11 protein-coding genes are annotated in these 14,391 nt (G+C 62.0%); 7 read left to right on the top strand and 4 right to left on the bottom strand.

Annotation, left to right across the window (positions count from 1 at the left end):
* Nucleotides 1–32 precede the first annotated feature (32 nt).
* Nucleotides 33–1,031 carry a recombination-associated protein RdgC gene (locus AB3X39_RS08330; RefSeq protein ID WP_369416902.1) on the top strand — a complete coding sequence of 333 codons (999 nt, stop codon included), beginning with the start codon at nt 33–35 and terminating at the stop codon, nt 1,029–1,031.
* Nucleotides 1,032–1,062: 31 nt separating this feature from the next.
* Here AB3X39_RS08330 and AB3X39_RS08325 read toward each other — a convergent pair whose 3' ends face one another.
* Nucleotides 1,063–3,837: a M16 family metallopeptidase gene (locus AB3X39_RS08325; protein ID WP_369416901.1), complete on the bottom strand. Its 2,775-nt coding sequence runs from the start codon at nt 3,835–3,837 to the stop codon at nt 1,063–1,065.
* A 56-nt stretch (nt 3,838–3,893) separates the two neighbouring features.
* Here AB3X39_RS08325 and AB3X39_RS08320 point away from each other — a divergent pair, with 56 nt between their 5' ends.
* Nucleotides 3,894–6,458, top strand: coding sequence for a tetratricopeptide repeat protein (locus AB3X39_RS08320; protein ID WP_369416900.1), 2,565 nt, complete (start codon nt 3,894–3,896; stop codon nt 6,456–6,458).
* Here AB3X39_RS08320 and AB3X39_RS08315 read toward each other — a convergent pair.
* Nucleotides 6,430–7,185 (bottom strand): RNA methyltransferase, encoded by a 756-nt coding sequence (locus AB3X39_RS08315; RefSeq protein ID WP_369416899.1) that lies wholly within the window; start codon nt 7,183–7,185, stop codon nt 6,430–6,432. The two genes, AB3X39_RS08320 and AB3X39_RS08315, sit on opposite strands and share 29 nt — an antisense overlap.
* A gap of 126 nt (nt 7,186–7,311) precedes the next feature.
* Here AB3X39_RS08315 and AB3X39_RS08310 point away from each other — a divergent pair, with 126 nt between their 5' ends.
* Genes AB3X39_RS08310 through AB3X39_RS08295 form a run of 4 tightly spaced genes read left to right on the top strand, consistent with a single transcriptional unit; the run spans nt 7,312 to nt 13,135 of the window.
* The gene (locus AB3X39_RS08310) at nt 7,312–8,304 is read left to right on the top strand and encodes an inositol monophosphatase family protein (RefSeq protein WP_369416898.1); all 993 of its coding nucleotides are present in this window, start codon (nt 7,312–7,314) and stop codon (nt 8,302–8,304) included.
* A gap of 38 nt (nt 8,305–8,342) precedes the next feature.
* Nucleotides 8,343–9,605 (top strand): glycerate kinase type-2 family protein, encoded by a 1,263-nt coding sequence (locus AB3X39_RS08305; RefSeq protein ID WP_369417012.1) that lies wholly within the window; start codon nt 8,343–8,345, stop codon nt 9,603–9,605.
* Nucleotides 9,606–9,639: 34 nt separating this feature from the next.
* Nucleotides 9,640–12,282 carry a DNA mismatch repair protein MutS gene (mutS, locus tag AB3X39_RS08300; RefSeq protein WP_369416897.1) on the top strand — a complete coding sequence of 881 codons (2,643 nt, stop codon included), beginning with the start codon at nt 9,640–9,642 and terminating at the stop codon, nt 12,280–12,282.
* Between the two features lie 28 nt (nt 12,283–12,310).
* The gene (locus AB3X39_RS08295) at nt 12,311–13,135 is read left to right on the top strand and encodes a proteasome-type protease (protein ID WP_369416896.1); all 825 of its coding nucleotides are present in this window, start codon (nt 12,311–12,313) and stop codon (nt 13,133–13,135) included.
* Between the two features lie 16 nt (nt 13,136–13,151).
* Here the strand turns inward: AB3X39_RS08295 and AB3X39_RS08290 are convergent, their stop codons facing one another.
* Nucleotides 13,152–13,616 (bottom strand): ester cyclase, encoded by a 465-nt coding sequence (locus AB3X39_RS08290; protein WP_369416895.1) that lies wholly within the window; start codon nt 13,614–13,616, stop codon nt 13,152–13,154.
* Nucleotides 13,617–13,673: 57 nt separating this feature from the next.
* Between AB3X39_RS08290 and AB3X39_RS08285 the strand changes: the two genes are divergently transcribed.
* Nucleotides 13,674–14,081, top strand: a complete 408-nt coding sequence (locus tag AB3X39_RS08285; RefSeq protein ID WP_369416894.1) for a winged helix-turn-helix transcriptional regulator — start codon at nt 13,674–13,676, stop codon at nt 14,079–14,081.
* Here AB3X39_RS08285 and AB3X39_RS08280 read toward each other — a convergent pair.
* A complete protein-coding gene (locus AB3X39_RS08280; protein ID WP_369416893.1) occupies nt 14,047–14,391 on the bottom strand; it encodes a zinc ribbon domain-containing protein YjdM in 345 nt (114 codons plus the stop codon). The genes AB3X39_RS08285 and AB3X39_RS08280 overlap by 35 nt on opposite strands.

Genomic DNA, 14,391 nt, shown 5'->3' with positions numbered 1-14,391 from the left:
CCGACCCACGTCCAACCTTGCAGAGATCCCCCTTGTTCAAAAATTTGACCTTGTTTCGTATCCAACCCAGCTGGTCGGCCAGCTTGGAACAGATCGAGTCAGCCCTGGATGCGGGCCGATTCGTCCCCTGTGGCTCGACCCAAGCCCAGTCCGACGGCTGGGTGGCGCCACGCGGCACGGCCCACGGCGTGCTGGCCGAATCGGTCGGCGGGCAATGGCTGCTCAAGCTCATGAGCGAGCAGCGCGTGCTGCCGGGCTCGGTGGTCAAACGCCGCGCCGATGAGCTGGCGGCGCAGATCGAGCAAAGCAGCGGCCACAAACCGGGCAAAAAGCAAACCAAAGAACTGCGCGAGCAAGCGCAACTCGAACTGCTGCCCCAAGCCTTCACCAAGCAAAGCACCACCTTGGTTTGGATCGACCCGCAAGCCAAGCTGCTGGCGATCGACAGCAGCAGCGCCAACCGCACTGAAAACATCATCACCTTGCTGGTCAAAGCGCTTGAAGGCTTCGCCATCACGCCGGTGCTGACCCATGAGTCCCCGGCCGCTGTCATGTCCGCTTGGCTGCTGCACGGCGAGCCGCCCGTGGCCTTCACGGTGGACCGCGAGTGCGAGCTCAAATCGAGCGACGAGATGAAATCGGTGGTGCGCTACGCCCGCCATCCGCTCGACATCGACGAGGTGCGCCTGCACATCACCCAAGGCAAGCTGCCCACCAAACTGGCGCTCACCTGGGCTGGGCGCGTCTCGCTGCTGCTCACCGACACCATGCAGCTCAAAAAGATCGAACTGCTCGACGTGGTGCTTGAAGGCCAAGCACCAAACGCCACCGACCAAGACGCCAGCTTCGACGCCGACATCGCCATCGCCACCGGCGAACTCGCTCAACTCATCCCCGAACTCATCGAGGCGCTGGGCGGTGAACAGCTCTTTGGTCAAGGACCAGCTACCCCCGCAGCCGTACCGCAGGAAGCCGCGCCAGCCGTCACCCCCTCAGACTTGGGTGGTGGTGACGATCTACCCCCTTGGTAAACCACCGCTTTACGGACACGGCTTCACGGCATCACGGCTTCAAATCTCCAGCCCACGCCATCACAAAGTCGTCGGGGTGCAGGTAGCGGCGCAGGGCGGCGTTGACTTGGTCGAGGCTCAATCCAGCGATGGCCTCGTCCACCTTGCGTGTTTGCTCGAAGGTTCGGCCCAGCTCAAGCTGACTGACCATGGCAGCGGCCAAAGCACCGTCCTGAGCGCGGCTGAGTTTGCGAAAGCTGAGCAAACTCTGCTGCCCCGAGGCCAGTTCCTTGGCGGTGAAGCCGTCTTTGAAGGCCCGAGCAACTTCTTCGCGGAAGGCGGTTTCAACCCGCACAGCGTTTTGCGGCGCAAAGCTGACCGAGGCTGACCAGATCGAATGGGGCTCGACGTTGCTCCACTGGATCTGGCTGCGCACGTCGTAGGACAAACCTTCCTTCTCGCGGATGCGCAGCCACAGGCGGGAGTCCCCCCCCGGGCCGCCCAAGAGCCAGTTGGCCATCATCAACGCGGGATAGTCCACATCAGCATCGGAGAGCTCGACGGCTTGGCGCACCAACAGCGTGGCGCTTTGCTTGTCGGGCAGCGCCAGCGTCAGCTTGGTGGCCGGTACCTTCACCAACGGCGTGGGCACGCGGGTGTACGGTGCTTCGGCCGCTAAAGGCTGGATTGCCAAGCCAAGTGCGGTTTTCACCGCGGTGGTGTCAAAGTCACCCACGGCAGCGAACTCAGCGTGGCGCGCCGAGACAAAGCGCTGGTGGAACGCCTGCAACTGCTCGACCGTGACGCTGCGCAGATCGGCCTCGATCTCGTCGAAGCTGCGGGCGTGGCGAATGTCGCCACGGGGATACGGGTTGCCGTGGCGCTGTAGGGCGTTCTCAGCCAAGGCTTCGGGCTCTTGGCGCTGCGAGGCCAGATCGGCCAGCAGTTGGCTGCGCAATTCGTCCAGCGCCGTCTGGCTCAAGGCCGGCTCGCGCAGCATCTGCCCAACCAAGTCGATCAAATCGGGCAGGTATCTGCGCTGGGTATGCATGCGCACCACCAGCCCATCCGGCCCGCCGTGGATCGAGACCTCGGCCTTGAGCGCGTCGAACAAATCGCTGATTTGCTGGCGGCTCAAGGTGCGGGTGCCGCGATCAAGCAAGGCCGCCAACAAGGTGCCCACACTGCGCTGACCTTTGAGCGACTCAGCGTCGCCAAAGTGCAGCACCCATTGCGCGTTGACCGACTGCCCGCGTGAGGACTTGGGCAACAGCGCCAGCTTCAGCCCACCGGCCAAGCTAGAACGCTGCACACGCTTGTCGATCAAGGCCGGGTCGGGATCAAAGGCTTCACCCTTGGCCAAAGCAGGCCCAGCGACAAAAGTGCTCATCTCGGCCGCCAGATCGACCCGCTTCGGCGCCGGGGCCCGCTTGGGCTTGTCGGTCGGGAGGTAGGTGGCCAAGGTGCGGTTCGAGGCTTGAAAACGCTCCATCGCCACCCGCTCGACATCGGTCAACGTGACCGAGCGCACCCGGTCGCGCAGCAAGAAAAAGAGCCGCCAATCGCCTTGGGCCACGCTCTCCGACAACGCCACCCCAACGCGCTCGGGGTCGTTGAACTGCATGTCCCAATCTTTCAGCCAGCGGGAGCGAGCGCGCTCCAACTCTTGAATCGTGATCGGTTCGGTTTCGATGGATTCGAGCGTGGCAAGCAGTGCAGTGCGCGCTTTGTCCACATCACCGCCCGGGGCGATTTGCACGCCGTAGAGCGCAAAACCCGGATCAGCCAGCGCCGCGTTCCAAGCAAAGATCGAAGCGGCCAACTTGGCTTCGACCAAGCGCTTATGCAGCCGCCCGCCCGGGGTGTCGCCCAGAATCAGGCCCAGCATTTCAATCGCCGCCGTATCGGGATGCGGCCCTGGCGGGACGTGATAGGCCGAGAACAGCATCGGTGTACCGCCCACCCGGCGCAGCGTCACGCTGCGCTCGCCGTCTTGCACCGGGTCCAAGGTGTAAAAGCGCGGCAAAGCGCGCTTGGGCTTGGGGATGCGGCCAAATTCGGTCTCGATCCAGCGTCGCACCTTGGCTTCGTCGAACTTGCCAGTCACGATCAAGGTGGCGTTATCCGGTTGATACCACGTGCGATAGAAGGCTTGCAGGCGGCCAATATCGACGTTTTCGACATCGGCACGCGCGCCAATGGTGTCTTTGCCGTAGTTGTGCCACTGGTACATGCTGGCCAAGGTCTTGCCCATCAAGATGGACTGCGGGTCGTTCTCGCCGCGCTCCATCTCATTGCGCACCACCGTCATCTCAGTATCGAGATCCCGTTTGGCGATGAAGCTGTGCACCATCGCATCGGCATGCCACCCCAAAAACCAGCGCAGGTGATCTTCGTTGTAGGCAAAGCTGGCGAAATAGTTGGTGCGGTCCAACCACGTGCTGCCGTTGGCCCGGAAACCGCGCTTGTTGAACTCAGCAAAAGCATTGGGCGTCTTGGGCGTGCCTTTGAAGATCAAGTGCTCCAGCAAGTGCGCCATGCCGGTTTCGCCGTAGTTTTCGTGGCGCGAGCCGACGCGATAGGTCAGATTCACCGTGACGGTCGGTTTGGCATCGTCGGGGGCCAGCAACACTTGCAAGCCATTGGCCAAGCGGAATTCACGGATACCTTCCACCCCCAGCGCTTGCTCGGAAGACTGGCCCAGCAGCGCCGCCATGGTGGGTTTGTTGGCAGTTTCAGCTTGAATGGGCACCGAAGTCAGCACAGCCAAGGCCATACTTGGGACCGCAATCAACCAACGACTTGGAGCAGCTTTGTAACGCTTCATTTCAACCTCAGAACCTCACTGGACTTGCCCAGCGCGGCGCAGTATAGAAGCGGACGATGAACATCCACCAGCCTCTGACTTTGGCCAAAAATTTCACCCATGCATTGACCGCATCCTTCATGCATCGGCGGGCGGCGCGGCTGTACCGCGACGGTCGATTCCAGGTCGCTTTGCCGTTGGCGCAAAAGGCGCTGATGCTGCGTGAACAGCGTTTTGGGCCGACCCATTCGCAGACTGCGGCGGCGTTGAACAATTTGGCCTCCATCCACAAGGCGATGGGGCAGCGTCATGAGGCTTTGCCGTTGTACGAGCGCGCACTGGCCATCACCGAACAGCGCCTCGGCGTTCAACATCTTGGGGTGGCCATCTTGTTGAACAATATCGGCTTTATCCACCAAGAAAACGGCCACTTTGACGCCGCCCGCCCCTATTTCCAGCGCGCTTTGGAGATTCGGCAACACGTCTTGGGCGCGGATCACGCCGACACCAAAGCCAACCGCTATTTTCTGGGGCGTATTGCACCCGATCCACGTCGTTCGACCCAAGGCCATCCCACCCGCCACGACGAAGCTCAACCGGGTGAAACCGGCGGTTTCAACCCGGACCCGCCCGACATTCGCCAGTTGCATGCCCAAGGCCGACAGGATCAAGCGCATGGTCATTTCGAGTTGGCCTTGGTCGCCCTCAAGCAAGCACGCAGCTTGGCCGAGCAACATTTCGGCACCGAGCATGCCGCCACCGCCTTGAGTCTGGACTTGCTGGGCATGCTCTACCGCGATATCGGTCGGCATGAGGATGCGCTGACGCTGCTTAAGCATGCGCTGGCGATCCGGCAGAAGTTCTTGCGTCCCGACCATCCAGAACTGGCTCTGAGCCTGAGCCATTTGGGACAGGTGTGGCGCGACATGGGGCACTTTGATCAGGCCCTGCCCTTGATGCGACATGCCTTGATGGTGATGAAGGCCGCGTTGCACGACGATCGCCACAAAGCCGAGCTGGCCCCGTACCTGAATCATCTGGGCCTTCTTTACAAAGACATGGGCCGCAGTCGCAAAGCACGTCCCTTGATCCGCCACGCCTTGGCCTTGTGTGAAACCGCCAAACCAGTCAACCCGCTAGAACGCGCAGTCTGTCTCGACAGTCTTGGCCTCGTGCTTCAAGACTTGGGCCAGTTGGATCAGGCCTTGGTGTATTGCCAGCAAGCCTTGGCCCTTTGGGAACAGGCGCCCCACTTGGAACCCGTGCTGGCCACCAGCCTCAGCCACGTCGGTAGCTTGCACAAAGATCTGGGTCAGTTTGACCAAGCCATGCCGCTGCTTGAACGCGCTTTGCGCCTGCGCGAGCGCATGTTCAGCGAAGATCACAAAGACCTGCTCTTCAGCATCGACAAACTGGGCATGCTCTACAAGGTCACGGGGCGGCACGAAGCGTCCATGGCGCTGTTGCAGCGATCTCTCGATATCCGCGAAAAAACCATGAGCGTGGATCATCCAGACACCGCCACCAGCCTGAACAACTTGGGCTTGCTCTACAAGGCCATGCACCGCCACGACCAAGCCATGACGCTGTTGAGCCGGGCTTTGGTGATCCAAGAAAAGGCCTTTGGTCCCCACCATCCGGATATCGCACCGAGCCTGAACAATTTGGGCTCCCTGTGCCAGGAGATGGGCCAAATCGACGAGGCCCTGACCTATTTTGAACGGGCCCTGAGCCTGAAAGAAAACACGCTCGGCCCCGATCACCCCAACACCGCCACCACCTTGAACAATCTCGGCTTGCTCTATCAAGCCATCGATCAACCCGACAAGGCGCAGCCCTTGTTGGAGCGCGCCTTGACGATCTACCAAACGATCTTTGGGCCCGATCACGTCAAGACCGCCACAGTTCGCAACAACCTGAGCGTGCTTCTTCAAGACTTGGGCCAGCACGACAACGCTCTGGCGGTTTTTCAGCAGGGCCTGAACCTCCAAGAAGACACCGTCACCGTTCACCCGCCAGCGACCAAGCCAGGCCCTGCGGCTGAGGTGCCGGTACCGCCACTGAGCGAGCAGCTTCAAGGCGTGGCCCAACTGATGGTGCAGGTGCTGCAACTTGAAGAACAGGTCATCGGCCCTGATCGGCCCAGCACGGCGACGTGTCTGGCCCATTTGGCCGAAATCCATCAGGCCATGGGTCAAACCGAACAAGCCATTCCTCTGTTGCAACGCGCCTTGGCCATCGTGGAAACCACCTTGGGCGCGGACCATCCCTTGGCCGGCGTTTGGCTCAAAACGCTGACCGATTTGCATCCCACCGCCCAGCCCGTGCCCGATGCCCAGGAACGGGAGGAAGCTCGGGATCGTATTCAGCGCTGGCGTCGCAAGTCGAATGAGTTGCAACACATGGGCCGCTTTGATGAAGCCTTGATCCAACTCGGTCGAGCCCTGAGCTTGGCCGAACGCACCTACGGGGCCCATCACGTCTTGGTGGGTGACATCGTGGCTGAACGCCAAACATTGCATCACTTGCTTGACCACAGCCAAGAGGTCGGTGACAGCGATGAGGTCTGGCACGAAACCGTGCAAATGCACACCATGGGCTCAGAGAGCCATCTCAAGCCTTCGGTGGTGGCTTTCGAGTGAGCGGATCCATGGCCCGAGCGATGCCCCGCAGGATGTGAACTTCTTCGTCGGTCGGCTGGGCACGCAGCAGCAATTGCGTCAGGCGCGGCATGAGCTTGCGCGGCACAGCCGGGTCCAAATAACCCACCGCGATCAGGGCCTCGCGCCAGTGCGCCAAGGTGCCGCGCAAGGCTTCTTGGCTGGCCAACTTGGCCGGCTTGGTGCGCTCCAGCACCGGAAACGCCCCCAGCGACTCACGCCATTCGTAGGCCATGATCTGCACCGCTTGGGCCAAGTTGAGTGAGCCGTAATCGGGTGGCGTCGGAATGGACAAGCACTGATGGCAGCGCCAAACGTCCTCGCTCGACAGCCCATAGCGTTCGCTGCCAAAGACAAAAGCCACCGAGACGCCCTGCTGCGCCAAGCTAGGCAAGGCTTGGCGAGGTGAACGCGTCGGCGGGCCGAAGTCGCGCGGCGTCATGGCAGTGGCACAGGCCACCTGCACGCCTTCGAGCGCTTCTTCCAAGGTATCAACGATGCGAGCCCGCACCAAGATATCGGCCGCACCACTGGCCATGGCGACGGTTTCTTCGCGACTCAGGACATCTTTAAAGCGCGGCGCCACCAGCACCAATTCAGAAAAACCCATCACCTTCATGGCGCGAGCGGTGGAGCCCACGTTGCCGGGATGGCTGGTGTTGATCAACACAAAGCGAGTTCGCGGTTCGGGAACATCAGCAGGAGTCATGGTCATTCGCAGGCGCGGCAGGTAAAATGGGCGCATCTTAGAAGGCCGCCCTGCGGCCTTTGCGTTCTTTTCATCGCTAGACCCGTTTTTTCATCTTCTTTTCCAGCCGCCGAGAGCCTGCCTGCCATGTCGCAATCCAATCTGCACCCGATGCTCAACATTGCCATCAAGGCAGCACGCACCGCCGGTGCCATCATCAACCGCGCCAGCATGGATCTGGACCGGATCTCGGTGACGGCCAAGAGCCACAACGACTTTGTGACCGAAGTGGACCGTGCCGCCGAGCAAGCCATCATCCAAACCTTGCTTGAAGCCTTTCCCGGCCACGGTATCTTGGGTGAAGAATCGGGCCGCACCTTTGGGGCGCGTGACAGCGAATACCTCTGGATCATCGATCCGCTCGACGGCACCACCAATTTCATCCACGGTTTGCCGGTCTACGCCGTCTCCATCGCCCTCGCTTTCCGGGGCAAGATCGAGCAAGCGGTGGTGTACGACCCCACGCGCAACGACTTGTTCTACGCCACCAAGGGCCGGGGCGCTTTCTTGAACGACAAGCGCCTGCGTGTCTCCAAGCGCATCCGCTTGCAAGACTCGCTCATCGGCACGGGCTTCCCCTTCCGCAAGGGGGACAACTTCAAGCGTTATCTGAAGATCTTTGAGGAAGTGATGCAAAACTGCGCCGGCCTGCGTCGCCCGGGTGCGGCCTCGCTGGATCTTTGCTACGTGGCTGCGGGCTGGTACGACGGTTTCTTTGAAACGGGCCTGTCGCCCTGGGACTGCGCGGCAGGCTCGTTGATCATCACCGAAGCTGGCGGCTTGGTCGGCAATTTCACCGGCGAGCCGGACTTCCTCTACCAGCGCGAAATCATCGCCGCCAACCCCAAGATCTACGCCCAATTGGTGCGCATCTTGGCGCCGCACACCCGCGTCATCAAGGAAGACGCCCCGGCTGAAGACGGTGCCGCCACCGAAGGCCTGACCCCCATCGATGCCTTGGCCGCAGCGATGGACCCATCATCGCCCGCCCCCACATCCGCCGCCGTTGCCGACGCCATCCCTGTCAAGAAGGTGGTGCGCCGCATCAAAAAGGCCGACGTTGAAGATGCCCCCTTGTGAGCGCCCTCGTCAGCACCGCTCGTGAGCTGCTAGAGCGCATGTTTGCCGCCGCCATCGAGGCGGCGCAACCGAGGCACTGCCTGCCCCCCTATCTCATGGCCTTGCGGGCCAGCTTGTCCGCTGGCGGCCGACTGATCGTGCTGGGCGCAGGCAAGGCCTCGGCCGAGATGGCGCGCTGCGTGGAAGCGCACTGGCCGGATACGGAGACCGCACGGCTTGAAGGGCTGGTGGTGACCCGCTACGGCCATGCTGTGCCCTGCCAGCACATCGAGATCGTCGAAGCGGCGCACCCGGTGCCCGATGCCCAAGGTCTGGCAGCGGCCGAGCGCATGCTCGACAAAGTGCGCGGCCTTTCAGTCAACGATACCGTGCTGTGCCTGATCTCGGGCGGCGGCTCAGCGCTGCTGCCCCTGCCGCTGGACGGCATCTCGCTGGCCGATAAACAAGCGGTGCACCGCGCCCTTCTAAGCTCAGGGGCGTCGATTGGCGAGATGAACACCGTGCGGCGTCATCTCTCCGCCATCAAGGGCGGACGTCTGGCCGCCGCGTGCGACCCAGCGCGCGTCATCACCCTGCTGATCTCCGACGTCCCCGGCGACCAGCCGGTCGATATTGCCTCGGGCCCGACCGTGGGCGACACCAGCACCTGCTTGGACGCCTTGACCATCCTGCGGCGCTACGCCATCCCGGTGCCTGAGAGCGTGATGGCCACCTTGAGCAGCGGTCGCGGTGAATCGATCAAACCCGGCGATCCGCGTCTGGCCCGAGCCGAAACCCACCTGATCGCCACCCCACAAAAGGCGCTCGAAGCGGCTGCGCGCGTGGCACAAGACGCGGGCCTTTCGGCGTGGATCTTGGGCGACAGCCTCGAAGGCGAGGCGCGCGATGTGGCCAAGGTGCTGGCGGCCATCGCGCTGCAAGTGGCGCGCCGCAACCAGCCCTTCCAAGCCCCGTGCGTGCTGCTTTCGGGCGGGGAGACCAGCGTGACCGTGCGCGGCACAGGTCGGGGTGGGCGCAACGTTGAATGTCTACTCGCGCTGGGTGTGGCCTTGAAAGGCGAGCCCGGTATCCACGCCCTTGCCGGTGACACCGACGGCGTGGATGGTCAAGAAGAGATTGCCGGCGCCTACCTCGCCCCCAACACGCTGGAGCGCGCTTGGGCGCTGGGCATCGCACCCCAAGACAGTCTCGATCGCAACGACGGCCACAGCTTCTTCCAAGCCTTGGGCGACGCCATCATCACCGGCCCGACGCTCACCAACGTGAACGACTTCCGCGCCATCTTGATTGAACGGCCCTGACCCTTCTCCCCTTTTCACCCCCACCCGACCCAGCATGGCTTCTGACCCCACCGCCCACACCCCCATGATGGCGCAGTACTTGAGCATCAAGGCGGCGCATCCGGACGCGTTGGTGTTCTACCGCATGGGCGACTTTTACGAGCTGTTCTTCGACGACGCCCGCCGGGCCCACAGCTTGCTCGACATCACCCTGACCACCCGGGGCCAAAGCGCAGGCGAGCCGGTGGTGATGGCGGGCGTGCCGGTGCATGCCTTGGAAAGCTATCTGGCCAAGCTGATCCGCTTGGGCGAGGCGGTCGCGATTGCTGAACAAGTCGGCGAGCCGGGGGCCACCAAGGGGCCGATGGAGCGCAAGGTGATGCGGGTGGTCACGCCCGGCACCGTCACCGACACCGAACTGCTCGACGAACGCACCGAAACACGCCTGCTGGCCCTGACAGCGTCCTCCAGCCGGGCCAAAGACCACGCCAACCTGCGCTTTGGTTTGGCCTGGTTATCGCTCACCGGCGGGCCGCTGGGCTTGTGCGAATGCAGCCAAGCCGAACTGCCCGCGTGGCTGGCCCGCTTGGCCCCAGCCGAAGTGCTGGTCCACGGCGAGCGTTTACCGGCTGCCGTGCGCGACTGCGGCGCGGCCATCACCCCTCGGCCGGTCTGGCAGTTCGAGGCCAGTTTGGGGCAGCGCAAACTGTGCGAACAACTGGGCGTGGCCCATTTGGCCGGTTTCAAGGCCGAGGATTTGTCCTTGGCGCACGCGGCGGCCAGCGCCTTGCTGAGCTACGCCGAGCACACCCAAGGCCGAGCCTTGGCGCACGTCAACACGCTGCACGTCGAACAAAGCGACGCGCTGATCGACCTGCCGCCGGCCACCCATCGCAATCTCGAACTCACCAGCACCCTGCGCGGCGAACGCAGCCCGACACTGCTGTCGTTGCTCGACACCTGCCGCACCGGCATGGGCAGCCGCTTGCTGCGCCACTGGCTGACGCATCCGAGCCGCGACCGCAGCCCAGCCCAAGAGCGCCACAGCGCCATCCAAACCCTGCACGTCCACGGCTTTGAGCGCCTGCGCGAAGCCCTGCGCGGCGTGGCCGATGTGCAGCGCATCAGCGCGCGCATCGCCTTGCGTCAGGTGCGCCCGCGCGAGCTCTCCGGCCTGCGCGAAACCTTGGCCGCGCTGCCCGAACTGCGCCAGCACGTACCCTCTGTGGCGACCCAAGGAGGCTCCATGCTGCTGGACCAGCTGCACGCCGCGTTGGCACCCGATCCGGCCATCCACGCCCTGCTGCATCAGGCCATCGCCATTGAGCCGGCGGTGCTGCTGCGCGACGGCGGCGTGATCGCGCCCGGCTTTGACGCTGAGCTTGACGAGCTGCGCAACATCAGCCAGCACTGCGACACCTTCTTGCTCGATCTGGAAACCCGCGAGCGCAGCCGCACCGGCATCGGCAACTTGCGCGTGCAGTTCAACAAGGTGCACGGCTTCTACATCGAAGTCACCAGCAGCGGTCTGGACCGGGTACCGGCCGACTACCAACGCCGCCAGACGCTGAAGAACGCCGAACGCTACATCACGCCCGAACTCAAAGCCTTTGAAGACAAAGCGCTTTCGGCCCAAGACCGGGCTTTGGCGCGCGAAAAGTGGCTGTTTGAGCAGGTGCTCGACGCCTTGCAAGCCCATGTCCAAAGCCTTGTGCATGTGGGCGAGGCCTTGGCCAGTTTGGACGCCCTGGCCTGTTTGGCGGAGCGCGCCAACACCTTGAACTGGTGCGCCCCCAGCTTCGTCCACCCGCCGTGCATCGAGATCGAAGCCGGCCGGCATCCGGTGGTCGAAGCCCGTCTGGCCGAGGCCGGTCAAACCTTCATCGCCAACGACTGCCGCATGGACTTGGGTCGGCGCATGTTGATCGTCACTGGCCCCAACATGGGCGGCAAAAGCACCTTCATGCGCCAAGTGGCCCTGATCGTGCTGTTGGCGGCGGTCGGCTCCTTCGTGCCAGCCCGCAGTTGCCGACTCGGGCCCATCGATGCCATCCACACCCGCATCGGCGCGGCCGACGATCTGGCCAACGCTCAATCGACCTTCATGCTGGAGATGACCGAGGCGGCGGCGATTTTGCACAGCGCCAGCGCACATTCACTGGTCTTGATGGACGAAATCGGCCGGGGCACCTCGACCTTCGACGGCTTGGCGCTGGCGGATTCGATCGCCAGCCACCTGCACAACCGCAATCACGCCTTCACGCTGTTTGCCACGCACTACTTTGAGCTGACGGCCTTTCCGACCCGGCATCCGCAAGCCGCCAACATGCATGTGAGCGCGGTTGAGCGCGGAGACGACATCGTCTTTCTGCACGCCATCGAAGCGGGACCAGCGAGCAAAAGCTACGGCGTGCAAGTGGCCCGACTGGCGGGCATGCCCCAAACCGTGCTGCGCCAAGCGCGCACCACCTTGGCGGCCCTCGAATCCCAAGCCCGCACGGGCCAAGCGCAGATCGATCTCTTTGCCAGCCCCGCAACCGTCCCAGAGACCTTCCCAGAAACTGTCCCAGAAGTCGTCCCAGAAACTGCCCCACCCAACGCCCCGGCCTTGGACGCGCTGATCGAACTCGATCCCGATCTGCTCACGCCGCGTGAGGCGCTGGACGCGCTCTATCGCCTCAAGGCCCTGCTTTCATAACTCCGTTTCACTCTCAAGCTGTACCACCATGACCTACTGCATCGGCATCCGGCTCAACGCTGGCCTCGTTTTTCTCTCGGACTCACGCACCAACGCGGGCGTGGACGCCATCTCGACTTTTCGCAAGATGATGGTCTACGAGAAGGCTGACGACCGCTTCATGGTGCTGCTGTCGGCCGGCAACCTGAGCATCAGCCAGTCGGTGCGCGAGATCTTGCAGGTGGAGAAGATCCACAACGGCGACAACGAGCCGATCACGATCTGGAACGCCACCAGCATGTTCGACGCTGCCCGCGTGCTGGGCTCGGCCGTGCGCCGGGTCTACGAACAAGACGGCCCCGCGCTGCGCGCTGCGGGCATCGACTTCAACGTTTCCATGATTTTCGGGGGGCAGATCAAGGGCGAAGCGATGCGCATGTTCTTGGTCTACTCGGCGGGCAACTTCATCGAAGCCACGCGCGAAACGTGCTTTTTCCAAGTGGGTGAATCCAAATACGGCAAGCCGATCCTCGACCGCGTCCTCACGCCCATCACCCCGCTGGACGAAGCCGCCAAGTGCGCCTTGGTCTCGATGGATTCGACCCTCAAATCCAACTTGAGCGTGGGTCTGCCCCTCGATTTGGTGGTCTACCAAGAAGGCAGCTTCAAGGCCGATCAGGTGGTCTGCATCGACGACGACAACCCCTACTTCAAAATGATCCACACCACGTGGGGTCAGCGCCTGCGCGAAGTCTTTGAAGCCATCGACGATCCGCGCTGGGACGGTGGCGACGCTGACCATCCGCTGATGGTGGGCTCGGGCCGCTTCGAGACGGTGCGCAAGATCACCACCCCGAACGAAAAAATCGTCTAATCTGGGGCAACCCTCGTCAGTAGGGTTTCATGACTGGCGGCTTGGGATTGATTTTGAACAATCCCACCGCCACCGAATATCCAAACAGCGCCCCAAAACCCATTTGGGTCATCATGCCGAGCAAATCAGTGGTTTGCCATTCCTGCACCACTTTGCCGCCCAAAATCTTGCGCATGAAAATGCCGTTGATCGTGAGATTCTTGTTGCTGGCGGGAGCACCCATGAACTTGCCGGTATTCTTTGCGGTCGTCACAAAGCGAATACTGACCAAATCACCATCGGTCATCACATGGGTAAACTCCATATGCATGTTCGCCATCGCGGCTTTCAGATCCTGCATAAAACCGATATATTGACTCTTGGTAAAAACCAAGCCATCACCGGTATATGTAAAATCGTCAGCCAACAATCCATCCAAAGTTTTCCAATCGCCATTCATGATCGAACGCGAAACGGTCAAAGCGACTTCTTTATTATCCATGGTGTTTCTACTTGCTTTATCTACGATTGATAAGACATCCAATCGCGCAGCTTAACCATGAATTCACCAATCTCAAGTAGTTACCTGAAGGAAACCATGGAAAACCCACCCATGCCCGCCACCGGCGGTTATCGCTGCCCGGTATCAGCCACCCTGCAACTGATCGGTGGCAAATGGAAAATGGTGATCCTTTGGGCCATCACCCACGGCATCGAACGCTTCGGTCAGATGGAACGCATGATGCCCGGTATCAGTAAAAAGGTGCTGACCCAAGAGTTGCGTGATCTTGAACGGCTCGGCTTGATTGAGCGCGAACAGGTTCAAGCCAAACCGCTGATCGTGGTCTACAGCGTCACCCCTTTGGGGCAATCACTGGAACCCATCTTGCAAGCCATGGGCGACTGGGGAGCCGCCCACGCATTCAGGCTGCTCACACCTTCTTCAGGAAACACGCCTTCAGCATGAAGTTGCCAGCGTCCATCTTGCAGTCCACTTCGTGATCGCCACCGACCAAGCGGATGCTTTTGACCTTGGTGCCTTGCTTCAAGGTGATCGAAGAGCCCTTGACCTTCAGGTCTTTGATGAGCACCACGGCGTCGCCATCGGCCAAGACTTGACCGTTGGCGTCCTTGATAACCGCATCGGCTTCGTCGTCGCCGGCGGCGGCCGTAGCAACGGCGGGCCACTCAAAGCCACAGTCGGCGCAGACCAAGTTGTCGCCGTCTTGGTAGGTGTTTTCAAGGGTGCATTGGGGGCAAGCGGGTGTGGCGGACAT

This window comes from Leptothrix ochracea (assembly GCF_041083635.1).
Classification (GTDB): Bacteria; Pseudomonadota; Gammaproteobacteria; order Burkholderiales; family Burkholderiaceae_C; genus Sphaerotilus; species Sphaerotilus ochraceus.
Note: the sequence above shows the minus strand (reverse complement) of the source record. Positions and strands in the feature narration are given on the sequence as shown.